This window comes from Usitatibacter rugosus, assembly GCF_013003965.1.
GTDB lineage: Bacteria > Pseudomonadota > Gammaproteobacteria > Burkholderiales > Usitatibacteraceae > Usitatibacter > Usitatibacter rugosus.
Window position 1 is genome coordinate 215,948 of sequence record NZ_CP053069.1, and the last position, 22,553, is coordinate 238,500.

At 67.0% G+C, this 22,553-nt stretch carries 25 protein-coding genes; 9 read left to right on the forward strand and 16 right to left on the reverse strand.

Annotated features, from left to right (window positions below; translation table 11 throughout):
* Nucleotides 1-65: 65 nt before the first annotated feature.
* The 8 genes from DSM104443_RS01005 to DSM104443_RS01040 all read right to left on the reverse strand — a co-directional run bounded on the left by DSM104443_RS01005 (nucleotide 66) and on the right by DSM104443_RS01040 (nucleotide 8,369).
* Nucleotides 66-1,277 carry a branched-chain amino acid ABC transporter substrate-binding protein gene (locus tag DSM104443_RS01005; protein WP_171088856.1) on the reverse strand — a complete coding sequence of 404 codons (1,212 nt, stop codon included), beginning with the start codon at nucleotides 1,275-1,277 and terminating at the stop codon, nucleotides 66-68.
* Nucleotides 1,278-1,314: 37 nt separating this feature from the next.
* Nucleotides 1,315-1,623 carry a c-type cytochrome gene (locus DSM104443_RS01010; RefSeq protein WP_171088857.1) on the reverse strand — a complete coding sequence of 103 codons (309 nt, stop codon included), beginning with the start codon at nucleotides 1,621-1,623 and terminating at the stop codon, nucleotides 1,315-1,317.
* Nucleotides 1,624-1,655: 32 nt separating this feature from the next.
* Nucleotides 1,656-3,635 carry a thioredoxin domain-containing protein gene (locus DSM104443_RS01015; RefSeq protein WP_171088858.1) on the reverse strand — a complete coding sequence of 660 codons (1,980 nt, stop codon included), beginning with the start codon at nucleotides 3,633-3,635 and terminating at the stop codon, nucleotides 1,656-1,658.
* Nucleotides 3,636-3,638: 3 nt separating this feature from the next.
* The gene (locus tag DSM104443_RS01020) at nucleotides 3,639-4,991 is read right to left on the reverse strand and encodes a S41 family peptidase (RefSeq protein WP_171088859.1); all 1,353 of its coding nucleotides are present in this window, start codon (nucleotides 4,989-4,991) and stop codon (nucleotides 3,639-3,641) included.
* A gap of 10 nt (nucleotides 4,992-5,001) precedes the next feature.
* A complete protein-coding gene (locus DSM104443_RS01025) occupies nucleotides 5,002-5,895 on the reverse strand; it encodes a DMT family transporter (RefSeq protein ID WP_171088860.1) in 894 nt (297 codons plus the stop codon).
* On the reverse strand, nucleotides 5,892-6,389 hold the full coding sequence (locus DSM104443_RS01030) for a methylated-DNA--[protein]-cysteine S-methyltransferase (RefSeq protein WP_171088861.1): 498 nt from the start codon (nucleotides 6,387-6,389) through the stop codon (nucleotides 5,892-5,894). Before DSM104443_RS01030 ends, DSM104443_RS01025 begins: the two co-directional genes overlap by 4 nt.
* Nucleotides 6,386-7,816 (reverse strand): DNA-3-methyladenine glycosylase 2, encoded by a 1,431-nt coding sequence (gene alkA, locus DSM104443_RS01035; RefSeq protein WP_171088862.1) that lies wholly within the window; start codon nucleotides 7,814-7,816, stop codon nucleotides 6,386-6,388. Before alkA ends, DSM104443_RS01030 begins: the two co-directional genes overlap by 4 nt.
* A gap of 73 nt (nucleotides 7,817-7,889) precedes the next feature.
* Entirely contained in the window at nucleotides 7,890-8,369 is a 480-nt protein-coding gene (locus tag DSM104443_RS01040; protein WP_171088863.1) for a DUF1203 domain-containing protein, read from the reverse strand.
* A gap of 27 nt (nucleotides 8,370-8,396) precedes the next feature.
* Between DSM104443_RS01040 and DSM104443_RS01045 the strand changes: the two genes are divergently transcribed.
* Nucleotides 8,397-8,804 carry a TfoX/Sxy family protein gene (locus DSM104443_RS01045; protein ID WP_212756868.1) on the forward strand — a complete coding sequence of 136 codons (408 nt, stop codon included), beginning with the start codon at nucleotides 8,397-8,399 and terminating at the stop codon, nucleotides 8,802-8,804.
* Nucleotides 8,805-8,813: 9 nt separating this feature from the next.
* Here DSM104443_RS01045 and DSM104443_RS01050 read toward each other — a convergent pair whose 3' ends face one another.
* The 6 genes from DSM104443_RS01050 to DSM104443_RS01075 form a co-directional block, all read right to left on the reverse strand.
* Complete coding sequence (locus DSM104443_RS01050; RefSeq protein ID WP_171088864.1) at nucleotides 8,814-9,311, reverse strand: YbaK/EbsC family protein; 498 nt, start codon at nucleotides 9,309-9,311, stop codon at nucleotides 8,814-8,816.
* Nucleotides 9,308-9,772, reverse strand: coding sequence for an OsmC family protein (locus DSM104443_RS01055; protein WP_171088865.1), 465 nt, complete (start codon nucleotides 9,770-9,772; stop codon nucleotides 9,308-9,310). The genes DSM104443_RS01050 and DSM104443_RS01055 overlap by 4 nt, the downstream gene beginning before the upstream one ends.
* A gap of 13 nt (nucleotides 9,773-9,785) precedes the next feature.
* Nucleotides 9,786-10,967 carry an MFS transporter gene (locus DSM104443_RS01060; protein WP_171088866.1) on the reverse strand — a complete coding sequence of 394 codons (1,182 nt, stop codon included), beginning with the start codon at nucleotides 10,965-10,967 and terminating at the stop codon, nucleotides 9,786-9,788.
* A 25-nt stretch (nucleotides 10,968-10,992) separates the two neighbouring features.
* The gene (locus tag DSM104443_RS01065) at nucleotides 10,993-11,445 is read right to left on the reverse strand and encodes a DUF6265 family protein (protein ID WP_171088867.1); all 453 of its coding nucleotides are present in this window, start codon (nucleotides 11,443-11,445) and stop codon (nucleotides 10,993-10,995) included.
* A gap of 90 nt (nucleotides 11,446-11,535) precedes the next feature.
* Nucleotides 11,536-12,369 (reverse strand): AraC family transcriptional regulator, encoded by an 834-nt coding sequence (locus DSM104443_RS01070; RefSeq protein WP_171088868.1) that lies wholly within the window; start codon nucleotides 12,367-12,369, stop codon nucleotides 11,536-11,538.
* 2 nt (nucleotides 12,370-12,371) lie between these two features.
* On the reverse strand, nucleotides 12,372-12,908 hold the full coding sequence (locus tag DSM104443_RS01075; protein ID WP_171088869.1) for a DUF6265 family protein: 537 nt from the start codon (nucleotides 12,906-12,908) through the stop codon (nucleotides 12,372-12,374).
* A gap of 35 nt (nucleotides 12,909-12,943) precedes the next feature.
* Here DSM104443_RS01075 and DSM104443_RS01080 point away from each other — a divergent pair, with 35 nt between their 5' ends.
* The 6 genes from DSM104443_RS01080 (at nucleotide 12,944) to DSM104443_RS01105 (ending at nucleotide 19,039) form a co-directional block, all read left to right on the forward strand.
* Nucleotides 12,944-13,918 carry a potassium channel beta subunit family protein gene (locus tag DSM104443_RS01080; RefSeq protein WP_171088870.1) on the forward strand — a complete coding sequence of 325 codons (975 nt, stop codon included), beginning with the start codon at nucleotides 12,944-12,946 and terminating at the stop codon, nucleotides 13,916-13,918.
* A gap of 2 nt (nucleotides 13,919-13,920) precedes the next feature.
* Complete coding sequence (locus DSM104443_RS01085; RefSeq protein ID WP_171088871.1) at nucleotides 13,921-16,014, forward strand: NHL repeat-containing protein; 2,094 nt, start codon at nucleotides 13,921-13,923, stop codon at nucleotides 16,012-16,014.
* Between the two features lie 21 nt (nucleotides 16,015-16,035).
* A complete protein-coding gene (locus tag DSM104443_RS01090; protein WP_171088872.1) occupies nucleotides 16,036-17,376 on the forward strand; it encodes an acyclic terpene utilization AtuA family protein in 1,341 nt (446 codons plus the stop codon).
* Entirely contained in the window at nucleotides 17,373-17,741 is a 369-nt protein-coding gene (locus DSM104443_RS01095) for an AtuA-related protein (protein ID WP_212756870.1), read from the forward strand. Before DSM104443_RS01090 ends, DSM104443_RS01095 begins: the two co-directional genes overlap by 4 nt.
* A 10-nt stretch (nucleotides 17,742-17,751) precedes the next feature.
* Complete coding sequence (locus DSM104443_RS01100; protein ID WP_171088873.1) at nucleotides 17,752-18,714, forward strand: Bug family tripartite tricarboxylate transporter substrate binding protein; 963 nt, start codon at nucleotides 17,752-17,754, stop codon at nucleotides 18,712-18,714.
* Nucleotides 18,715-18,856: 142 nt separating this feature from the next.
* Nucleotides 18,857-19,039, forward strand: coding sequence for a hypothetical protein (locus DSM104443_RS01105; protein ID WP_171088874.1), 183 nt, complete (start codon nucleotides 18,857-18,859; stop codon nucleotides 19,037-19,039).
* An 89-nt stretch (nucleotides 19,040-19,128) separates the two neighbouring features.
* Here DSM104443_RS01105 and DSM104443_RS01110 read toward each other — a convergent pair whose 3' ends face one another.
* Both DSM104443_RS01110 and ilvD read right to left on the reverse strand, forming a co-directional pair.
* Nucleotides 19,129-19,512, reverse strand: coding sequence for a VOC family protein (locus tag DSM104443_RS01110; protein ID WP_171088875.1), 384 nt, complete (start codon nucleotides 19,510-19,512; stop codon nucleotides 19,129-19,131).
* Between the two features lie 43 nt (nucleotides 19,513-19,555).
* Nucleotides 19,556-21,229 (reverse strand): dihydroxy-acid dehydratase, encoded by a 1,674-nt coding sequence (gene ilvD / locus DSM104443_RS01115; RefSeq protein WP_171088876.1) that lies wholly within the window; start codon nucleotides 21,227-21,229, stop codon nucleotides 19,556-19,558.
* Nucleotides 21,230-21,378: 149 nt separating this feature from the next.
* On the opposite strand from ilvD, the gene DSM104443_RS01120 reads away from it, so the two are divergent.
* Together DSM104443_RS01120 and lgt are read left to right on the forward strand one after the other, a co-directional pair.
* Nucleotides 21,379-21,693: a BON domain-containing protein gene (locus tag DSM104443_RS01120; RefSeq protein ID WP_171088877.1), complete on the forward strand. Its 315-nt coding sequence runs from the start codon at nucleotides 21,379-21,381 to the stop codon at nucleotides 21,691-21,693.
* Nucleotides 21,694-21,732: 39 nt separating this feature from the next.
* Nucleotides 21,733-22,515 carry a prolipoprotein diacylglyceryl transferase gene (gene lgt / locus DSM104443_RS01125; RefSeq protein ID WP_171088878.1) on the forward strand — a complete coding sequence of 261 codons (783 nt, stop codon included), beginning with the start codon at nucleotides 21,733-21,735 and terminating at the stop codon, nucleotides 22,513-22,515.
* Nucleotides 22,516-22,553 lie beyond the last annotated feature (38 nt).

Sequence of the window (22,553 nt, forward strand, 5' to 3'; positions counted from 1 at the left end):
ACTATTGGAATGGGGGTGCGGCGGGGGTCGGTGAGGCCAAGAAAACCAAGGGCAAAATTATAGCCCTACTTGGTAAAAGGTGTTGCTACTCCACCTTTGACCACCGCGACCGGAACGATCTTGCCGCCCTGCATGCGGAAGATGGTCATCTCGGCGTCCTTGCGGTCGCCTTTCGCGTCGAACTCGAGCTTGCCCGTGGCGCCCGCGAGCGAGACGTTGTACATCTCCGGCGTGAATTTCGCGGGATCGACGGAGTCGGCCCTGCGCATCGCTTCGATCACGACGTTGGTGGCATCGTAGAAGAACGGCGCGTAGAGCTTGGTGGGGCCGTACTTCTTCGTGAAGGCGTCGAGGAATTCCTTGCTGGCAGCCTCCGCGGGCAGCCCGGCCTGCGAGCACGCGAGGCCTTCGCCGGCCGGTCCGGCGAGCTGCGCCATCTCTTCCGTGCATGCGCCGTCGCCGAACGCGAACACCGACTTCATTCCCAGCTCGCGCGCCTGCTTCAGCATCAGGCCGCCCGTGGCATCCATGCCGCCGTGGAAGATCACGTCGGGATTGCGGCTCTTGATGCGCGTGAGGATCGACTTGAAGTCGGTTTCCTTGTCCGTGGTGCGCTCGCGGCCGACCATCGTGACGCCGGCCTTGCGCAGCGACTTGTCGACTTCGGTCGCGAGGCCTTCGCCGTACGCCGTCTTGTCGTCGACGATGGCCACGCTCTTCGCCTTCAGCTCGCCGGCGATGTAGGCCGCGATCGCGGGGCCCTGCTGGTCGTCGCGGCCGACGGTGCGGAACACACCCTTCAGCTTTCGCTCGGTGAGGTCCGGATTCGTGGCCGAGCCGGAGATCACGGGGATGCCGGCCTTGGCGTAGATCTCGGAGGCCGGGATGGTGACGCCGCTGTTCAAGTGCCCGATGACGGCGGCCACCTTCGCGTCGACGAATTTCTGTGCGACCAGCGTGCCGAGCTTGGGATCGCCCTGGTCGTCTTCGGAGAGAATCTTGAAGGTGACGGTCTTGCCGCCGATCTTCAGCTTCTTCGCGTTGGCCTGGTCGAGCGCGAGGTTCACGCCGTTCTCGTCATCCTTGCCCTGGTGCGCGATGGATCCCGTGAGCGGACCGGCGTGGGCAATGGTGACGGTGATCGTGTCGGACGCGGGAGGTGCAGGTGCCTCAGTCTTGCCGCATGCCGCGAGCGAGAAGAGGATCAGGGCCAGGAGTGGCGAGGGGGTTGTCGAAACCTTCCGGAACCAGCCGGTGTCCGGACATCGTTTCGCCAACCCCCTCGCCACTCCTGGCCCGGCACCGTGGTCCACGCTATTTCAGCGCCAGGATCCACTTCACGAGGGTCTTCACGTCCTCGTCCTTCACGGTGGCGTTGGGCGGCATCGGGACCTGGCCCCACACACCCACGCCGCCCTTCTTCACTTTGTCCACGAGCTTGGCTTCGGCGGTGGCATCGCCGGCGTATTTCTTGGCGACTTCCTTGTACGCGGGGCCGACCAGCTTCTTGTCGATGGCGTGGCAGGCGGTGCAGGCGTTCTTCTTGGCGAGCTCCTCGTTGGCGAGAGCGGGGGCCGCGAGGACGGCGAGGCCCGTGGCGAGGAGGATGGCTGGGGTCTTCATGAGGGGGAGCTCCCGGGTGGAATGTCGCGGATCTACGAAGACGCGATTGTCGGGATTTTCAGCGTTTCCCGCAATGCGGCCTCGCTCGTGATGGGCGGCAGGCAGGTAACGCCCTCGCACACCAAAGCGTTGACGCTCGAGGCTCCGGGTTGTGACACGACCATCGTCGCGGGCATGTAGACGGCGTCGAGCATCGCTTTCCAGGGCGCGATGGCGTCCTCGGGACCGGAGAGCTTCACCAGGCGCGGCGGCACGAGCATCTCCTCCAGCGTGGCGATGAGGCTGCCGAAGCCGGCGGGGTGGCGCGCGATCTGCGGCGCGTAAAGCGCCAGCGTTCTCTCGGCGGCATCACGGAATCGCATCTCGCCCGTGAGGTAGGCGAGTCGGTTCAGGGCCAGCGCCGCGACTCCGTTGCCCGAAGGCGTGGCGTTGTCGTGGCCGGGCTTCGGGCGGTGGATCAGCGTCTCGTGGTCGTGGGCGGTAAAGAAGAAGCCGCCGTCCTGCGCATCCTGGAAATGCTCGAGGAGCACGTCGCCCAGTTGCGTGGCCCACTCGAGATCGCCGGGCTCATGCGAAGCCTGCATCGCCTCCAGGAGAGCGGCGAGCAGGAAGGCGTAGTCGTCGAGGTAGGCATCGAGGTGCGCGCGGCCGTCTTTGTAAGTAGCGAGGAGGCGGCCGTCCTTCCACATCTGCTGGCGAATGAACGCGAGCGATCGACGTGCCGAGGCGAGCCACTCGGGCTTGCCGAACGCACGGGCCGCACGTGCCATGCCCGCGATCATCAGCGCGTTCCACGACACCAGCACCTTGTCGTCGCGTCCGGGCCGGATGCGTTTCTCGCGCGCGACGAAGAGCTTCTTCCGCGCGGACTCCAGCAGAGCGGAATCCGTAACCGGCCCCGTCACGATGAAGTTCCATGCGACGTTCTCGAAGTTGGGCGCACCGTCGAGTCCGTAGTGCGGCGCCACGACCGCGTATTCCTCCGGCTTGAGGAGGGCCTTCACTTCGTCGGGCGTCCAAACGTAGTACTTGCCCTCGTGGCCCTCGGAATCCGCGTCGAGCGAGGAGTAGTAGCCGCCTTCGGACGATTGCATCTCGCGCATGACCCACGCCGCGGTCTCTTCGGCAGTGCGCTCGAAGAGCGGTTCGCGCGTCGCGAGCCACGCATCGGCATAGAGGCGCAGCAGCCAGCCGTTGTCGTAGAGCATCTTCTCGAAGTGCGGGATGGCCCACTCGTCGTCCACGCTGTAGCGCGCGAAGCCGCCGCCAAGTTGGTCGAAGATCCCGCCCTCGGCCATCTTCGCGAGCGTGAAGGCGGCCATCGAGAGCGCGTCGCGGTCGCCGTCGGCGGCGTAGCGGCGGAGCAGCGTCTCGATCGATTCGGGATGCGGAAACTTCGGAGCGCCTCCGAAGCCGCCGTTCTCGCCGTCGAACGATTGCTTCAGGAATTCGAACGCGGCATCGATCGCGCCGCGATCGGGCATCGCCACCGCACCGCTTGCCTTGGGACCGGTGCGGGCGAGCGCGGCCAGGAGCTGCGCGTTCTGCTCGCGGATCTCGCCGCCGGCTTCGTCGTGGTACGCCCGCACGCGCTTCAGGAGATCGGGAAAGCCCGGCAGCCCGTAGCGCGCCGTCTTCGGAAAATACGTGCCGCCGAAGAACGGAACCTGCTCCGCGGTGAGGAACATCGTGAGCGGCCAGCCGCCATTGCGCTGCGTGAGCATCGCCTGCGCGGTCTGGTAGATCTGATCGATGTCGGGGCGCTCTTCACGGTCCACCTTGATGTTCACGAAGAGTTCGTTCATCACCTTTGCGACGTCCGCGTCCTCGAACGACTCATGCGCCATCACGTGGCACCAGTGGCACGCGGAGTAGCCGATCGACAGCAGGATGGGCTTGCCGCTGCGCTTCGATTCCGCGAGCGCCTCCGGCCCCCACGCGTACCAGTCGACCGGGTTGTCCGCGTGCTGCTGGAGGTAGGGGCTGGTTTCCTGCGCGAGGCGATTGGGCATGGTTCAGCGAGGCTCGAGGCTGCGGGCCAGGGCGTGGACGGCTTCCACGTGGCCCTGCAGCGGGTTATCCGGATAGAACACGGCGAGCGGCACCGCCGGTTCGATGCCCCGCCCTTCCCACACGATGCCACGCGGGTCGGTGTAGATCTCGTTGGAGAGCGAAAGCTCCCATCCGTTCGGCAGGTACTTCGTGAGCACCGTCGAAAAGGCGCCGCGCGTGCGCTCGCCCGCATGTGTCACGTTGGGCAGTGCGCGCATCGCGAGCGTGAGGACTTCGCAGGCGCTCACGGTGCCGTCGGAGGTGAGCAGGTACACGGGACCGGTGAAGCGCGGGCCACCCGAGGGCACGACGTCGATGGGGAAATCGCGCGCGGTGGGATCGTCGCCCGCACGCCGGCCGTAGGCGAAAGTGCGCCGCTCGGCGAAACGCCCCGCGATCGCGAGGCCGATGAAGTCGTAGCCGCCGGTGTTGAAGCTCACGTCCACGATCATCGCGCGTGCGCCGCCTGCGTCGAGGTGCGCGATCGCCTCGTCCATCGCCGCTTCGAGCGTGGGCAGCTCCTTGCGGATCGAAGCCAGCTCGCCGTCGACGAAGCCGCCCATGCTCGCGAACGCGAGGTAGCCGACACCCGGCGCCACGAAACCGTATTGGATGCGCCGGTTGGCGACCATCCGGCCCTTGCCGCCGAGCAGGTCGCGCTGGATGTCGTCGAGCCAATACGCGCGCGGGTTGATCTTCGTACGTCCGCGGTCACCCTCGTGGACCGCGGCCTTGCCATCGATCTTCGCCTCGATCTTCACGTGCGAATCACGGAGCGGCGCGACCGCTTCACGCATGCGCTCGAAGAGCTCGCGGTCGGTCGTGGCACCGGTGACGCCCTTGCGCATCGCGGCCGAACGCTCGGCCCAGTTCACGCCGTAGAGATCGAAGTACGCGTAGTGACGCGCGTAATAGTCGGAGAAGGCCTGCAGGTTCGCAGCCGGCGTGCTCGGCATCGGTGCGTCGCAGGGCTCGGGCAAGCGCTCGGCGCGACGGAAGCGGACCTCGTAGGGATCGAGCGTGCTCGACAGCAGCAGCGTTCGCCCGCCATCGGCCGCGCGGTACCGGTCGTAGAACGCGACGATCGAATCGTCGCCCTCGGTTTTGTCTTCCACGCAGGTTTCGCCGGCGACGTGGAACAGGCGCACGCCACGGCGCGAATCGAGCGCATAGCCGTAGCCGTCGGAGAGCCACACACCGGCGTGTTCGGTCGCCTTGAACGGCAGCGCGGCCTCCTGCGCGGGAGGCGCGATCGAGGCACAGCTGGAGAGGCCCAACGCGATCAGCAGTACGAGGAGGGAGGTGCGGGAAGACATCGCTCCAACGTTACCCCGCGGCTCGCGCCCAAGGCAATCGAACGAGGCCCAGGATCAGCGAGCAGCCGGCGAGGATGATCACGCAACCGGCGATGCGTCCCGGCGTGATGGGCTCGCCGAGGAACAGCACGCCCCAGATCATCCCGAAGATCGGCACCAGCAGCGTGACGGTGATCGCCTTCACGGGGCCCACGTCGGCGATCAACCGGTAGTACAGGATGAACGCGAAGGCCGTCGAGAAGACCGCGAGGCCGGCGACGGACATCCACGCGATGGCGGGGATCTCCGCAAGTGGATGCGCGGGCGGAGCGACGAGCAGGAAGGGCGCGAGCACGATCGCGGCCATGAGCAGCGTGCCCGCCGAGGTGCCGATGGGGCTCGCGGTCTTCAGCTTCACCTTGGTGAAGACGATCGTGTAGCCGTAGATCACCGTCGCGAGGACGGAGAACGACGCCGCGAGCAGCTCGCGCCCGCTCATTGGCTTCGGCGTCCAGCCCACCAGCACCGCGGTACCGGCGACGCAGAGCGCGATGCCGGCGAGCTTCACGGGCGTGAGGCGCTCCTTGATCCAGATCGCGGCCACTACGGAAGCGAAGAGCGGCGAGAGCGCGTTGAGGATCGCGGCCGTCGAAGCATCGATGGCCGTGAGCGCCTCGGCGATCAGCACGAACGGCGTGGCGAGGCCGATCGCACCCACGAAGAGGTATGCCGGCCAGTGCTGGCGGAAACCGACCGTGTCGCGCGTGGCCATCACGTACGCGAGCAGCAGCAAGCCGCCGAAGATCACGCGCAGCTCGATCATCGGCACGGGGCCGAAGTACGGCACCGCGTGGCGCATGAAGAGATACGACGCGCCCCACATCGCCGCCAGCGTGACGAGGCGGGCGAGATCGGCTGGCCTCAAACGAGCGAGCCCTGCAACACGCCTTCCAACTCGAGGAGCCTCGTCTTCCGCGGCAACCCGCCCGCGTAACCCGTGAGGCTGCCGTCCGCGCCGACGATGCGGTGGCAGGGAATCGCCACGGCGATCGGGTTGCGGCCGGTCGCGGCACCGGCGGCACGCGCGGAGCCGGGAGCGCCCGCGCGGCGCGCCAGCTCCGAATACGTGATGGTCTTGCCGAAGGGCACGCGCGCAATCTCGCGCCACACGCTTTCCTGGAACTCGGTGCCGTGCGGGGCGACAGGAAGATCGAACGTGTCGCGCTTGCCGGCGAAATACTCGGCCATCTGCTTCGCGCATCTGGCGAGCACCGGATCCTTGGCGTCTTCGACAGCGTCGTCGGAGAGCTTCGCGACGTACTTGGCGTCGGTGAAATCCAGGCGCGTGATCTCGCCATCGGTGGCCACGGCGAACATCGTGCCGAGCGGGGTTTCGAATCGGGCGTACTTGGTCGTCATGTCGATTTCTCCAGGGACTTCCACAGGTGGAGCACGGCGTAGGCTCGCCACGGGCGCCAGGCCTCGGCGTTCGCGAGCGCGTCGCGCGGTTTGTCGTGGCGCATGGCCTTCAGCACCGCGACGTCGGGATGGGGGAAAGCGTCGGGCCACGCGAGAGCCCGCATGGCGATGTATTGCGCGGTCCAGGGGCCGACGCCGGGAATCGTCTCCAGCGCGGCGACGGTCGCATCGATCTCGGCGGTGGGCTCGAGCGAAAGATCGCCGCTCTCGAGCGCCTGGGCGAGCGCGATGATGGCGCGTGCGCGGGCGCCGATGATGCCGTGCTTCGCCACGTCGTCCTGCGTGAGGGTCGCGATCGCCTCCGGTTTCGGGAAGAGGCGGTCGAGGCCTTCGAAGGGAGTTTCGCATTCGTCTCCGAAGGCCTTCACGAAGCGGCCCGCGATCGTGATCGCGGCTTTCACCGTGACCTGCTGGCCGAGGATGGCGCGCACCGCGATCTCGAAGCCATCGACGGCGCCGGGAAGACGCAGGCCGGGGTTTGCCTTCGCGAGTGGACCCAGGGCGTCGGCGATCTCAGTCGGATTGCACGCGAGATCGAAGAGCGCCTTCACGCGCGAGAGGACCGACGGCAAGGCGAGTGCGAGCGAGGCGCTCACCGTGACGCGAAGAGCGGCGCGCTTGGGTGCCGGCACGACCTCGATCCATCCCGAGAGCTTCCCGGCGCGCATGGTCCTCCGGTAGCGCTTGTCGTCCACGACCTCCACGCCGGTGATCGCGCGCTTCGCAAGGAAGGCGAGCGTGGCGGGCCAGTCGTACGGCGGGCGATAGGCGAGATCGAAAACCAGGCGATCGGTCGGCGACTTGGCGCCCCGCGACTTGCGGAGCTCGCCCGGCGTCATGCGATAGCGCTTCTTGAAGAGGTCGTTGAAGCGGCGAAGGCTCGCGAAGCCGCTGGCGAGCGCGACATCCAGCACCGTCATGTCCGTGTCCGTGAGCAGGCGCTTGGCGAGGAGCAGGCGCTGCGTCTGCGCGTACTCGACGGGCGAGACGCCGAACTCCTGCTGGAAGACGCGGCGCAGGTGCCGGTCCGTGACCGAGAGCTGCGTGGCCAGGTCCTCGAGGCTCGCTTCCTGCAGCCGCCCATCATCGATGAGGCGCGCGGCCGATTGCGCGAGGCGGCGATTGGCATCGACCGTGGCGAACCCCGGGGCCAGCTCCGGCCGGCAGCGCAGGCAGGGGCGGAATCCCTCGATCTCCGCGGCCGCCGCGCTCGGGAAGTAGCGGCAATTCTTCGCGAGCGGCGGCTTCACCGTGCAGACCGGGCGGCAGTAGATCCGTGTCGTGCGCACGCCCACGAAGAACCGGCCGTCGAAACGGGCGTCGTGGGAAAGGAGCGCGCGGTAGCACTGGGTGTCGTCGAGCATCATGATCGTATTATCTGCCGACGGAAGCCTTTCGGCTCGCCGTTTTCGGACATCGAAATCGAGCCTGGATTTCCGCCTACGCGGGAATGACGTGCCGGTCGATCCGGGCAGCGAAGCAGCCGCGCCGGGCGAAGTGGGCGTGGATATAGGACACGTCATCGAGGGCGAAAAAGCGTTCGATGAGCGGCTCCACGTCGCGGCCTTCGGTGATGTCCGCATCGACGATGTGGCCCTGCGCGTCGAAGGCACGCACCGAGAGCAGGCGCGAGCGCAGCGCCGGGGGGATCACGTCGACCCCGTCGAACGGCTCGTTCGCCGCCTGGCGCACATAGATAGCGTGGCTCGAACGGTACGGCGAGTCGACGGGCAGGTGCTCGTAGTTGAGCAACAGCACTGCCTCGCCGGGCTGCGCGTCCTCGAGGCTCACGCGGCAGGGAAAGCCCGGGTTCGCGTCGCAGATGCGGCGAACGGCACGGTGGCGGGCGAGCGCCTCGTCGGTGAGCGGGGCGAGATGCGTGAACTCGCGCGGGTCCAGTCCGGTGATCCTGAAAGCCATGTAACCTCCTCGGTGATTGAGGTGGCCATGATGGCCTTGCATGAGCGCGCTATCTCGCCGTTTCCGGACATCGAATTCATGCCGAAACAGACCGGGTTCGTCCAACACGTCGTGGAGACGATGCGCGACTTCGGCGCCGTGCGCACGAAGGCGATGTTCGGCGGCTGGGGCATCTGGCGCGACGAGGTTTTCTTCGCGCTCATCGTCGACGACACGCTCTTCCTCAAGACCGACGCCGAGACCTTGCCCGTCTTCCAGGCCCGCGGCCTGGAGCCCTTCGTGTTCGAGAAGACCCAGACCGGCGAGAAGGTCACCACGTCGTACGTGCAGGCACCCGAGGAAGCGCTCGACAGTCCGGCGGAGATGCTGGAGTGGGCGCGGCTCGCCTACGCGGCGGCGCTCAGGTCCGGCGCCAAGAAGAAGAAAAAGAAATAGGGTCTGACCCTAATTCTTGACGTCGGCGGCGTGGCCGCCGCAGACGCGGAGCAGGTCGGCGGGTTGGATGGGGAAGAGCGCGTTGGGCGTACCGCCCGCGGCGTAGACGACGTCGAACGCGAGCAAGTCTTCATCGACGAACGTCCGGATGACGCGAGCATGGCCGACGGGCGGAATGCCGCCGATGGCGTAGCCGGTGACTTCCCGCACGAACTCCGGCTTGGCGCGACCGATCGCTTCACCCAGGAGCGCGCCGATCTTGCCTTCGTCGACGCGGTTGGATCCGCTCGCGACGACCAGCACCGGATCGCCGCTCACCGTGGCGCGGAAGATCAGCGACTTCGCGATCTGCCCGACGGCGCAACCCAGGAGGTGGGCCGCTTCCTGCGACGTGCGCGCGGAGGCGGCGTGCTCGGTGATGCGGCAGTCCAGCCCGAGGTCGGCCAACGCTTGCTGCACTCGTGCGGCGCTCGCGGAGAGCGGCGCGCCGGACAACCCTTCCGTCATCGTTCGTTCAGCCCCGGCTCGTGGATCACGGGGAAGTTCACGGAGTTGGCCATGAAGCAGAGCGAGTGCGCGCGCTTGTGGAGCGAATCGGCGGCGTCCCGGTCCGTGCCCTTGGCCACCGTCACCTGCGGCCGCAGCACGACCTCCATCATCTGCATCTTGCCCTCGGCGTTCTTGCCGAGCTTGCCGATGGCGCGGTCCTCGTAGTGCAGGACGGAGAGCTTGTTCTTGGCGGCGAGCGCGAGGAACGTGAGCATGTGGCACTGCGAGAGCGAGAGGATCAGCAGCACCTCGGGGTTGTAGCCCTTTGGATCGCCGCCGAAGGCCGGGGGCGAGGAGCCGAACACTTCCGGCTTGCCGGGAGCGGAGAGCCAGCTGTCGCGGGAGTACACCGTGTCGGGCGGACGCTTCGCCGTCTCGTCGGCCGGCCAGGCGACGTGGACCTCGAATTCCTCGCTCATCGCATGCTTCTCCTCAGGTGAGGGCCGCGGCGGCACGGCGCCGGTACGCGAGCCAGGCGGCGGAGCTGCCGGCCAGGACCAGCAGCGGCACCGCAAGATAGTTGAGTGTGGCCCATCCGGCGGCGTTCACCAAGACGCCCGAGGTCAAGGCTCCGAGCGCCTGCACCCCGAAAGTGATCATCTCGTTCAGGCCCTGCACCTTCGCCTTCTCGTTGGGGCGGTGCGACTCGATCAGCAGCGTGGAACCGCCCACGTAGGTGAAATTCCAGCCCAGGCCCAGCAGCACGAGCGCCCACCAGAAGTTCATCACCTCCTGGCCGGAGAGCGCCACGCCGACGCACGCGAGCTCCAGGCAAAGGCCGGTCACGATCACCGGCAGCACGCCCACGCGCTGGATGATCGAGCCCGTCACGAACGACGGCGCGAACATCGCCACGACGTGCGCCGCGATCACGCCGGCGGAGGCCGAGTAGGGGTAGCCGCAGAAGCTCATCGCGAGCGGCGTCGCGGTCATGAGCAGCGTCATCACCCCGTAGCCGATGGCCGAGCATCCGGCCGCGACCATGAACGTGGGTTGCATCGCGATCACGCGCAGCGGACGTGGCGCTTCCGGCTTTCCCTCCGGTTTGGCGTCGGGAATGGCGAGGAACGAGACGATCGCCATCGCGAGCAGGCAGAAGAAAAAGAGCGAAGCGTAGGTCGCGACGAAACGCGTGGACAGCAGGTCGATCGTGACCTTGCTGAGGCTGGGGCCCACGATGCCGCCCACGAGACCGCCCGCCAGCACGAGGGAGATCGCCTTCGCCTTGAAGTCGGGCGGCGCCATGTCCGCCGCGGCGAAGCGGTAGTACTGGCCGAAGGCGTTGTAGATGCCGAGCACGAAGGTTCCGGCGCACAGCAGCGGGAATGACGCCGTGGCGATCGCGATCGAGGCGATGACCGAGCCGATGAGGCCGAACACGCCGCCCGTGAGGAATCCATTGCGCCGGCCAACGCGCTTCATCCACAGCGAGGCGGGCATGGTCGAGAGCCAGGCGCCGAAGACGTACGTGGCCGAAGGCAGCGTCGCGAAGAGCTTGTTGTCGACCAGCGAGTAGCCCGCGAGCGCGGTCACCGAGATCAGCGTGACGGCATTCGTGAGCAGCAGGGCCTGGCAGGCAGCCAGGAGAAGGATGTTACGGCGGGCGCGATCCACCCATGGATTCTACTTAACTACGCGGTCACTTCCGTTCGAACCGCCACTCCTCGCCCAGTTCCTTGCCGCCCTTGGTGCCTTCGATGCGGGCCACGAGCGCCTCGCCATCGCGCCAATACATCACACGCTGCGGGAAATCGTGCTGCGGGTTCTCGAACACGACCTTGCGATCTCCGAGCATCTTCATCTTGAACTCCGTCTGCGGCTTGCCGCCTGGCATCGCGTAGTACGAGAACCCGTCGGCCGTGTCCGCGATGCGCAGGAACTCGAAGAACTTGCGGCCCGACTTCCACGTCGCGAGGTTCGCCGAGACCATGAGGCCGTTGCCGGGGCCGAGCCACGTCTCCGTCGTCGTGCCCTCGGGCGTGGTGTTGACCCAGGTGCCGGTCATCCAGTCGAGCTGGGCCACGCGCGCCGTCTGTGCGAACGCGGCCGTGGCGAAGAGAAGTGCTGCAAGGGCGAGGACGGCGCGTTTCATCGGGACTCCCGGATGTGTGGATGCGGAAGTCTAGTCGGAGGTTCGGGGCGGGGCTTGTACGTTTGCGACATCAAGAATCAGGGTCTGACCCTAATTCTTGATCTCGAAGATGGCGGATGCGAGGGCGGGACGGGTGGCGAGGAACTCGGTGGCGGTGAGGCCGGCGTAGCGACGGAACTCGCGAGCGAAATGACTCTGGTCGTAGTAGCCGGCGGCGAGCGCGGCGTCGACGAGCGGTGCGCCGGCGTGGTCGAGGAGATCGAAGAAGCGGCGCAGGCGAAGGATGCCGCCCAGGGCACGAGGCGAGACGCCGATGCGCTCGGCGAAGCGGCGCTCCAATTGGCGGCGCCCGACTTCCAGGTCGCGGGCCAGCGTGTCGATCGAGAGCGCTGCATCGTCACCCTCGGGGCCGGCGCGGGCCGCATCGAGCCTTGCCACGCATTGCGCCAGGAGCGGGTCCTCGCCGGGATCGTCGTGCGCGAGCCGGCGAACCGTGAAGGACTCCACGGCCGAAACGCGCGCGGCATCGTCGGAGCACGCGGTCACTGCTTCGATGAGCGCCCCGGAGCCCTCGATCAACGTGTCGAGGGCCACGCGCCGATCGGTGAGCTCGTTGAGCGGCCGGCGCACGACGCGATGCGCGGACCACGGATGGAAGCGGACGCCCAGCACGCCCACGGGACCCGAAGGCCGCAACCACAAGGGGCGCGTGAGCTGTCCCGCGACGAACGCGCGCGGCTGGAGATGTTCACGGCCCTCCTCGTCGCGCTCGAACATCGGCGAGCCGAAGTGCACCAGCAGCTCCGGGCATCCATCGCCCACGACGGGCTGCGGCGACGGGTCGGGCGACGCGTCCACGCCGATCCAGATGCAGCGAACCACGCTCGCGAGCTCCGCGCGCGGCGCGTGTTCGGCGTACTGCATCGCTACAGCGGCTTCTTGCGGAAGGTGATCGTCTCGACCTTGGGCGGGCCTTCCTTCTGCCGCATCGTCAGGCGGAAGACGAATGTGTCGGGCGCCGTGCGCTGGAACGCGAGCGCGCCGAAGACCATCTCGTCCGTGGTGAGCTTGGTGAGGCGGAACTTGTACGACACGTCCTTCTCTTCCCAGCCGACCCAGTCGATATTGAAGTGCTTCACGACGATGCGCAGCGACCCCTCGAACTCCTCGATGCCGAGCAATTCGTAGAATTCCTTCGAGCCGTCGGACTTCGTCAGGCGGAACGTGCCCAGCATCACGCCCTTGCTGGGCGGCATCCAGTTGTCCTCGCCGACGCCCCCCATGCCTTCCCCGACCCAATAGCCCTGCAGCCACGCGGCGTCGTTGATCGTCGCGGCGACCTTCGGCGGTTGAAGCTGCGGGCCGGGCGGCGGCGTGGCGAGCGGCGGGGTGGTGATCGTCGTCGGTGACTGTGCGAACGCGTTGGCCGCGATCACGAGGAAAACGGTAGCGAGATATCTCATGCGATCCCCCTGGTTCAGCCCACTATAATCGCTGCATGGACTATCGACGACTCGGCCGTTCCGGCCTCAAGGTAAGCGAGCTCTCGTTCGGCTCGTGGGTGACATACGGTAACCAGATGGACACGAAGGCCGCACGCGAGTGCATGGCCGCCGCCTGGGACGCCGGCGTCAATTTCTTCGACAACGCCGAGATCTACGCGAACGGCAAGAGCGAGGAGATCATGGGCGCGGCGCTGAAGGAGCTCGCGTGGCCGCGCGTGAAGTACGTGGTCTCGACCAAGTTCTTCTGGGGCATCACCGAGGGGCCCAACACGAAGAACACGCTGAACCGCAAATACCTGATGGACGCCATCGACGGCTCGCTGAAGCGCCTGCAGATGGACTACGTCGACCTCGTGTATTGCCACCGCCCGGATCCCAACACGCCGGTCGACGAAACGGTGTGGGCGATGCACGACATGATCGAGCGAGGCAAGGCGCTCTACTGGGGCACCTCCGAATGGGACGCGAAGAGCATCCGCGCCGCGTACGAATTCGCGGAGAAGTACCGCCTTCGCGCTCCGGTGATGGAGCAGCCCGAGTACAACCTCCTCCACCGGAAGCGCGTGGAGCAGGAATACGCGCCGCTCTACAAGGACTTCGGCCTGGGCCTCACGACGTGGAGCCCGCTCGCCTCGGGGCTGCTCACCGGCAAGTACCGCAACGGCGTTCCTGCCGGAAGCCGCGGCGCGCTCGAGCGCATGAAGTTTCTCCTGCCGCAATTGACCGATAAGGCGGCCAACGAGGCCGTGGGCAAGCTGGAAGCTGTTGCAAAAGACCTCGGCGGATCGGTGGCCCAGCTCGCAATCGCGTGGTGCGCAAGGAACTCGCAAGTCTCTACGGTGATCACAGGAGCATCCCGCCCCGAACAGGTCACCGAGAACATGAAAGCTGCAGCCCTGATCCCCAAGCTCGATGCCGCGGCCATGAAGCGGATCGAGGACATCACCCGCCCGGTCTCGGCGGCCTGACCATGATTCGCCTGGTGCTGGGCGCCGCGATCGCGGCGCTGGTCGCGGCGTGCGGGGGTGGCGGCGGCGGCAGCGAGTTGCAGCCTCCCCCTGCGCCGCCTCCGAACGCAAGGCTGGAGCTCGTGGCCGGTGCCAGCGGCGGCTCCGGCAGCGCGGATGGGGCGTACGCCAACGCCCGGTTGTCCGGGCCGGTCGGGATCACGACCGATGGCGCGGGAACGATCTATGTCACGGAGCCGCTGAGCAACCGGATCCGGCGCGCGGTGGGCGGGGTGGTCTCGAAGTTTCCCACCTCGCAAACGGGCGCACCGGGCTTCGTCGACGGGCTCAACGCGCTCTTCTACCAGCCGAGCGCGATCGCCGCCAGCTCGGGCGGCACCGCGTACGTGGCCGATACCTACAACCACGCCATCCGCCAGATCGACGCGGCGGGCAACACGACCACGCTCGCGGGCAGTGCCGAGCGCGGCTATGCGGATGGAACGGGTGCCGCAGCCAGGTTCCTCTTCCCGCAGGGCATCGTGCGCGACGCCACCGGCAACCTCTTCGTCCTCGACACCGGCAACGCCGCCATCCGCCGAGTAACTCCGGCGGGTGTGGTCACGACGTTCGCCGGCAATCCGAACCTGCATGCCACCATCGACGGCCAGGGCACGGCCGCGTCGTTCTTCATTCCGACGGCGATCGCGATCGACGCGACCGGCAATCTCTACGTCGCGGACAACGGGACGATCCGGTTCGTGACGTCCTTCGGCCTGGTCACGACCCTCGCGGGAGCGTCAGGGCAACTCCAGGTCGTCGACGGTCCTTCCGGGACCGCCCGCTTCGGAGACATTGGCGGCATCGCGGTCGCCAACGACGCGACGGTTTTCGTGACCGAGAACGTCCACAACGTCATCCGGCAACGCGCCCCTTCGGGCCTGGTGACGACCGTCGCCGGAACGCTCGATGCCACGGGTTCCGCGGACGGCGCCGGTGCGGCCGCACGCTTCAATCATCCGGCGGGAATCACGGTCGACGCGGGGACGGGCAACCTGCTCATTGCCGATACGGACAATCACACGATCCGCCTGCTGACCCGTGCCGGATCCGTCCTCACGCTGATCGGTGCTGCGCCACCCCGGGGTGCCACGGATGGCGCCGGCGCGGCCGCGCGCTTCGGCTTTGTCACGGATCTCGCGCTCGACGTCGCGGGCAACGTCCTTGTTGCGGACTGGGGCAACTTTGCGATCCGCCGCCTCGATGCGACGAACAACGTCCAGACCATCGCCGGCGTTTTGGGATCGAACGGCACGCAGGACGGACCGGCGGGTACGGGGCGCTTCATGGGGCCGGGTGCCGTCGCAAGCGATGGCGCGGGCAACCTCTACGTCGTCGACACGCAGACCTTCTTCTGCCACACGCCCCTCTTCTGCGAGAGCAACAGCTCCGCCATCCGACGCGTGGATCCCGCCGGCACCATCACGACCCTCGCGGGCGACCTCGCGCTGGCCGGCGATGCCGACGGCACCGGAACGGCCGCGCGTTTCCGAGCGGCGGTGGATATCGCGATCGACAGCGCCGGCAACCTGTACGTGAGCGACTTCAGCTCCGCGACGATCCGCCGCGTCACGCCCGCCGGCGTGGTGACGACGATCGCCGGCAGCCCGCGCCTTCGATCCCACACGGACGGCACGGGCTCGCAGGCGCGCTTCCTCGGCCCGCGCGGCCTCGTGATCGATCGGGACGGCAACCTGTTCGTCGCCGACGGAGGCTCGATGATCCGCAAGGTGACGCCCGCGGGTGTCGTCACCACGATCGCGGGTACAGCGACACCGGCCGATGGGACCGATGGCAACGGCGCGGCGGCCCGCTTTGCGAGCGTCAACCGGCTTGCGATCGACAGCGACGGCAATCTCTACGCGACGGACGCGTCCACGATCCGCAAGATCACGCCTACCGGCGTGGTGACGACCGTCGCGGGCACCAAGGGCCAGGACGGATTCACGCCGGGTCGGCTGCCGGGCGTCGTCACGCCGCGGTCGCTGGTGGTGAAAGGCACGGACCTCTACATCGGGATCGACAGCGGCATCGCGGTGCTTCGCAACCGGCCGTAGGTTTCGCGGCACAATCGCCGGATGGAGACCCTCCATCTCGGCTGTGCCGCGGGCTTCTCGGGCGACCGCACCGATGCCGCGGCGCCCGTCGTGGAGACGCTGGCCGCTCGCGGCGGCCGCTCATTCCTTCTCTTCGAAACGCTGGCCGAGCGCACGTTGGCCCTTGCGCAGCTCGCGCGTCGTTCGAACCCGGATGCAGGCTACGAACCGCTCCTCGACGAGCTGCTGCGGCCCGTGCTCGTACGCTGCCTCGTAAGCGGCATCGGTATCGTGAGCAACTTCGGCGCGGCGAATCCACCGGGAGCTGCGCGTCGCATTCGGGCGCTCGCGCGAGAGCTCGGCTTGCGTGAGCCGCGCATCGCCGTCGTCCACGGAGACGATCTCTCCGGCGAAGTGCATCGTCCGCTGTTGCGTTCGGCGCTCGGGTCCGCGCTCGACGGCATCGATGTCGTGAGCGCCAATGCGTACCTCGGCGCCGAGGCCATCGCGGCGGCGATCCAGGGCGGCGCGGAGATCGTCGTTTGCGGACGCGTGGCCGATCCGTCGCTGGCGGTCGGCCCCGCGCTCGCGCATTTCGGCTGGAGGCAGGACGACTGGGAGCGCCTCGGCCGCGCGACCATGTGCGGCCACCTGCTCGAGTGCGGCGCGCAGGTGACGGGTGGCTACTTCGCCGATCCCGGCATGAAAGACGTGCCCGATCTGCACAACGTGGGCTTCCCCATCGCGGAGATGGACGCGGAAGGCCGCTGCACGATCGGCAAGGCCGAACGCACGGGCGGCTTCGTCACGGAAGCGACCCTGAAGGAGCAGCTCCTCTACGAGGTGCACGATCCCGCGGCCTATCTCACGCCGGACGTGACGGCCGATATCTCGCAGGCGGAAGTTCGCACCGTGGGCCGCGATTGCGTAGCGCTCGAGGGCGTGCGCGGCCATGCACGCCCCGCCACGCTGAAGGTCAACGTTTGCTACGAGGGCGGATGGCTCGCGGAGGGCGAGATTTCCTATGCGGGACCGGGCGCGGAGGCGCGGGCGCGGCTTGCAGGCGAAGTCCTGCGCAAACGCTTGCCGGGGCTGGATGTCCGCGTGGATCTCATCGGCATCGTGAGTGTCTTCGGCGACGACTCGGGGCGATTGCTCGAGCGCACGGCGGCGGGCCACGCGAGTGAGGTGCGGCTGCGCGTCGCGGCGAAGCACGTCGACCGTTCGAGTGCGGAACGGCTCACGCGAGAGGTGACCGCGCTCTACACGTGCGGGCCGGCGGGCGGTGGCGGCGTGCGCACGAGCCTGCGTCCGCGACTCGACACGCTTTCGGGCTTCGTGCCGCGCGAAGCAGTGCCCGCGAGCTGGGAGATGCTTTCGTGAAAGTCGCCCTGCACCGCATCGCCCACGGACGTACGGGCGACAAGGGCGATCGCTCCAACGTCAGCTTGATCGCGTATCGTCCGGAGCTGTGGGATGTATTGGTGGCGCAGGTGACGGAGGCGCGCGTGGCGGAGCTGTTCGCGCATCGCAAGCCCACGGCGGTGAAGCGCTACCTCCTGCCGAAGCTGGGGGCGATGAATTTCGTGCTGGATGGCGTGCTCGATGGCGGCGTGAACGGATCGCTCAACCTCGACACGCACGGCAAGACGCTGGCTTTCCTGTTGCTGGAGCTTCCGGTGGAGATTCCGGCGGCGCTCGAGAAGTACGTATCGCATCGCGTCGACGATGCCACGACAACGAAATGAGGAGAACAAGATGAAGACCCCCCTTCGAGCCATTGCCCTGGCCGCGGCCGTGCTCGGCGCCGCATCCGTTTCCGCACAGACCTATCCCGCGAAGTCGATCTCGTTCGTGGTGCCCTTCGCCGCGGGCAGCGCCACCGACCAGATCGCGCGAGCGCTGGGGCAATCGGTCGCGGAGCAAGGCAAGCAGTCCGTGGTCGTGGAGAACAAGCCGGGCGCGAGCGGGTTCATCGCCGCGCAGGCCGTGGCGACGGCGCCCGCCGATGGCTACACCGTGCTCATCACCACCAACACGACGCACGCGGCCAACGAGCATCTCTACAAGACGCTGCCGTACGACCCGGTGAAGGACTTCGCGCCGGTCGCGCTGCTCGGCAAGGGCGGCCAGATCATGATCGTGAACCCGAAGGTGCCCGGCAACACGCTGTGGGAGTTCATCAATCTCGCGAAGCGGCAGCCGGGCAAGTTCACGTTCGGCAGCGGGTCATCCTCGTCACGCATCGCCGGCGAGCTGCTGCAGCAGATGGCGGGCATCGAGCTCCTGCACGTGCCGTACAAGAGCAACCCCCTCGCGATCACGGACCTGCTGGGCGGCCAGATCGACATGATGATCACCGACACGGCCACGGGCCTGCCGCAGGTGAAGGCCGGCAAGGTGCGCGCGCTCGGCGTGACGAGCTGGAGCCGCTCGCCGCTGGCGCCGGAAGTGCCGACGTTCCACGAGTCGGGCGTCCGCGGCTACGAGATGGGCTACTGGTTCGCGGCCTACGTGCCCGCGAAGACGCCGCCGGACGTCGTGGCGAAGCTGAACGAGCTGCTCGGAGCGGCGATGAAGAGCGAGAGCGCGAAGAAGTTCTACGAGTCGACCGGCACCACGCCCGCGTTCTCGTCGCCCGTGGAGCTCGCGAAATTCCAGGGGCTCGAGTCGGCGAAGTGGGGAAAGATCGTGAAGTCCGCGAAGATCGAGGCGGAATGAATGGGGTCAGACTCCATTTGGCAAAGATCGGGCGCCGTGAATGGGGTCAGACTCCTTTCATCCTTGTAGGACAGGGCCTATTCAACGGGGTCTGTAGGACCGGTAACTTGTTCTCTCCTCAACCGAACAAAGGGAGCACAAGATGAAGATCACCAAGCCCCTCGCCCTGCTTGCCGTCGTCGCGTTCGCCGCGTCGCTTGCCGCTTGCGAGAAGAAGGAAGGCCCGATGGAGCGCGCGGGCAAGAAAGTCGACAACGCCGTCGAGAAGGCCGGCCAGAAGATCGAGGCCGCCGGCGACAAGGTGCAGGACGCCACCAAGAAGTAGGTCCCGCAACTCGGACGCGAAATTCATGGGGTCAGACTCCCATTCGCAGTCCCATGATTCGGACAGAAACGCGAATGGGAGTCTGACCCCTAGCGGTCCATCTGCGCGAATGTGACGAGGTGCCCGCCGGGCTCCTCGTAGGTGATCTCGTCGGCGCCATAGAAGGTCTTGTGGCGCTCGGCGAGGACCTTGGTGCCCTTCATGGCGGCAATCACCGACTCGACGTCGTCGACCTCGATGAAGACGACGGCGTTGCGCGCTTCCTTCGTCTTTGCCTGCACACCGGCGGACTCGTTCTTGTTGCCGCGCGTCTCGACCATCACCTGGACGCCGTTGTTCTGCAGCCCGGCGAAGCCCAGGTGGTCGCCCTCGGGGACGTCGAACATCACCGTGAAGCCCGCTTTCAGGAACCAGTCGCGCGTGGGCTCGACGCGGTCGACGAAGAGGACGGGCGTGGCGGAGAGGGCTTTCATGATCGTTCTCTTGGCTGGATTCCCGCCTTCGCGGGAATGACGCTTAGTCGGTGACGGCGCCTTTGCTCGCGGTGCCGACGAGCTTCGCGTACTTGCCGAGCACGCCGGTCTTGTACTTGGCCTCGGGCTGCTTCCAGGCCGCGCGGCGCTTCGCGATCTCCGCTTCGTCCACGTTGAGCTGGATGAGGCGCTTGCGCGAATCGATGGTGATGGAGTCGCCTTCCTTCACGAGCGCGATGGTGCCGCCTTCGAAGGCTTCGGGCGTGACGTGCCCGACCACCATGCCCCACGTGCCGCCGGAGAAGCGTCCGTCGGTCACGAGGCCCACGGATTCACCAAGACCCTTGCCGATCAGCGCCGCGGAAGGCGCGAGCATCTCGCGCATGCCGGGACCGCCCTTCGGTCCCTCGTAGCGGATGATCACGACGTCGCCGGCCTTGATGCTGTCCGAGAGGATCGCATCCATGGCGAGCGGCTCGGAATCGAACACGCGCGCCGGGCCGGTGATCGCGGGGCTCTTCAGGCCCGTGATCTTCGCGACGCAGCCGTCCACCGCCAGGTTGCCGCGCAGGATCGCGAGGTGGCCTTCCTTGTACATCGGGTTCGACCAGGGACGGATCACGTCCTGGTCCGCACGCGGTTCGTTCGGCACGTTGGCGAGATTCTCGGCGACCGTCTTGCCGGTGATGGTCATGCAATCGCCGTGCAGCGCGCCGTTCACGAGCAGCATCTTCATCACCTGCGGGATGCCGCCGGCCTTGTGGAGATCGACGGCGACGTACTTGCCCGAGGGCTTCAGGTCGCAGAGCACCGGCACTTTCTGGCGCACGCGCTCGAAATCGTCCAGCGTCCACGGCACGCCGGCCGCATGCGCGATCGCGAGCCAGTGGAGCACGCCGTTGGTGGATCCGCCCGTGGCCATGATCACGGCGATCGCGTTCTCGATCGACTTCTTCGTGATGATGTCCGAGGGCTTGAGGTCTTTCCTCACGGCGTCCACGAGTACGCGCATGCTCTCGGCGGCGCTTTCGCGCTTCTCGTCATCCTCCGCGGCCATCGTCGAGGAGAAGGGCAGCGACATGCCGACCGCTTCCACCGAAGAGGACATCGTGTTGGCGGTGTACATGCCGCCGCACGCGCCCACGCCCGGGAGCGCCTTGCGCTCGATGCATTCGAAGTCTTCCTTCGACATCTTGCCGGCGGTGAACGAGCCCACGGACTCGAACACGGAGACGATCTGGAGATCCTGCCCCTTGTGTTTACCCGGCTTGATGGTGCCGCCGTAAACGCAGATCGCGGGGACGTTCATGCGGCAGATGCCGATCATCGCGCCGGGAAGGTTCTTGTCGCAGCCGCCGATGGCAAGCACGCCGTCCATGAACTGGCTTTGCGTCGCGGTCTCGATCGCATCGGCGATCACCTCGCGCGAGACGAGCGAGTACTTCATGCCCTCGGTGCCCATCGAGATGCCGTCGGTGACGGTGATCGTGCCGAACATCTGCGGCATCGCTCCGGCTTCGCGCGCGGCCTTGTCCGCGGCATCCGCGAGCGGCTGGATGCCGGCGTTGCACGGATTCATCGTCGAGTGGCCGTTCGCGATGCCGACGATCGGCTTTTCGAAGTCCGCGTCCTGGTAGCCGATGGCTCGGAGCATGGAACGGTTCGGCGAGCGCGGAACGCCGTGCGTGATCGTGAACGAGCGGAATTTATCGGCCATGGGAATTCGAGAGCGGAATCGAGCCTTTCATTGTATCGAATTGCTTCGTCGAGGAACGGCGTGCCGCGGTGGACCCTCGCAGGGATACGGGGCGTCGATCATCGCGCCGCGATAAGCACAGGTCATTCATCTACCCGAAAGGAAACACCATGAAACGCATCCTCGCCACTTGTGGCATTGCCGCCGCGGCCCTTGCCACGCATTCCACCGTCTTCGCGCAGGAGCTCGGCCCGGCCGTGCTCGAGAGCCCTTCCGACGTCCGCGTGCAGGAAGACATCAACAACCGCCTCGTGGTCGACCATCGCATGGACGGCGCGATGTTCACCGTCTCCGTGCACGACGGGCACGTGAGCGTCACCGGCACGCTGAAGGACCAGGCGCAGGAAGCGGAGATCTATCGCGTCGCCCGGCATGTCGACGGCGTTCGCGACGTGTTCGTCTTCGCGGAGGAGGACTCGCAGTAGCGGCACGTTAGAATGGGCGCGGTTTCCCGAGCCGCGCCCATGCTGACCCATCCCCAGTTCGACCCCATCCTCTTTTCGCTCGGCCCGATCGCGGTTCGCTGGTACGGGCTGATGTATGTCGTCGCGTTCGTCACATTCCTGATGCTCACCAAGCTGCGCGTGAAGCGCGGCTTCGGCGGCGACATGACGGTGAACGACGTCGACGACCTCCTGCTCTACGGCGTGCTCGGGGTGATCCTCGGCGGCCGCCTCGGCTACATCCTCTTCTACAAGGCCGGCTTCTATTTCTCGCACCCCATGGAGATCTTCAAGGTGTGGGAAGGCGGCATGAGCTTCCACGGCGGCTTCCTCGGCGTGCTGCTCGCGGTGGCGTTCTTCTGCTGGCGGCGGAAGAAGCGCTGGATCGAGGTGATGGATCTCATCGCGCCTTCGGTGCCGGTGGGCCTCGCGGCCGGCCGCATGGGCAACTTCATCAACGGCGAGCTGCCGGGGCGTCCTACCGACGTGCCGTGGGGCATGTGGTTCCCGCAGGTGGATCGCGAACCGCTCGCTCGCCATCCCTCGCAGCTCTACCAGTTCGCGCTCGAGGGTCTGCTGCTCTTCGTGCTGCTGTGGTGGTTCGCCTCGAAGAAGCGGCCTGCGGGTGCCGTCTCCGCGGCGTTCCTCATCGGCTACGGCGTCTTCCGCTTCATCGCGGAGTTCGGCCGGCAGCCCGACGACTTCCTCGGCCTGCTGGCGATGGGGCTCTCGATGGGCCAATGGCTCTCGTTGCCGATGATCGTGATCGGTGCCGCGATGATGGCTTGGGCCTACCGAAAGTGAAAATCGTCACTCCCGCGAAGGCGGGAATCCATGGGTCC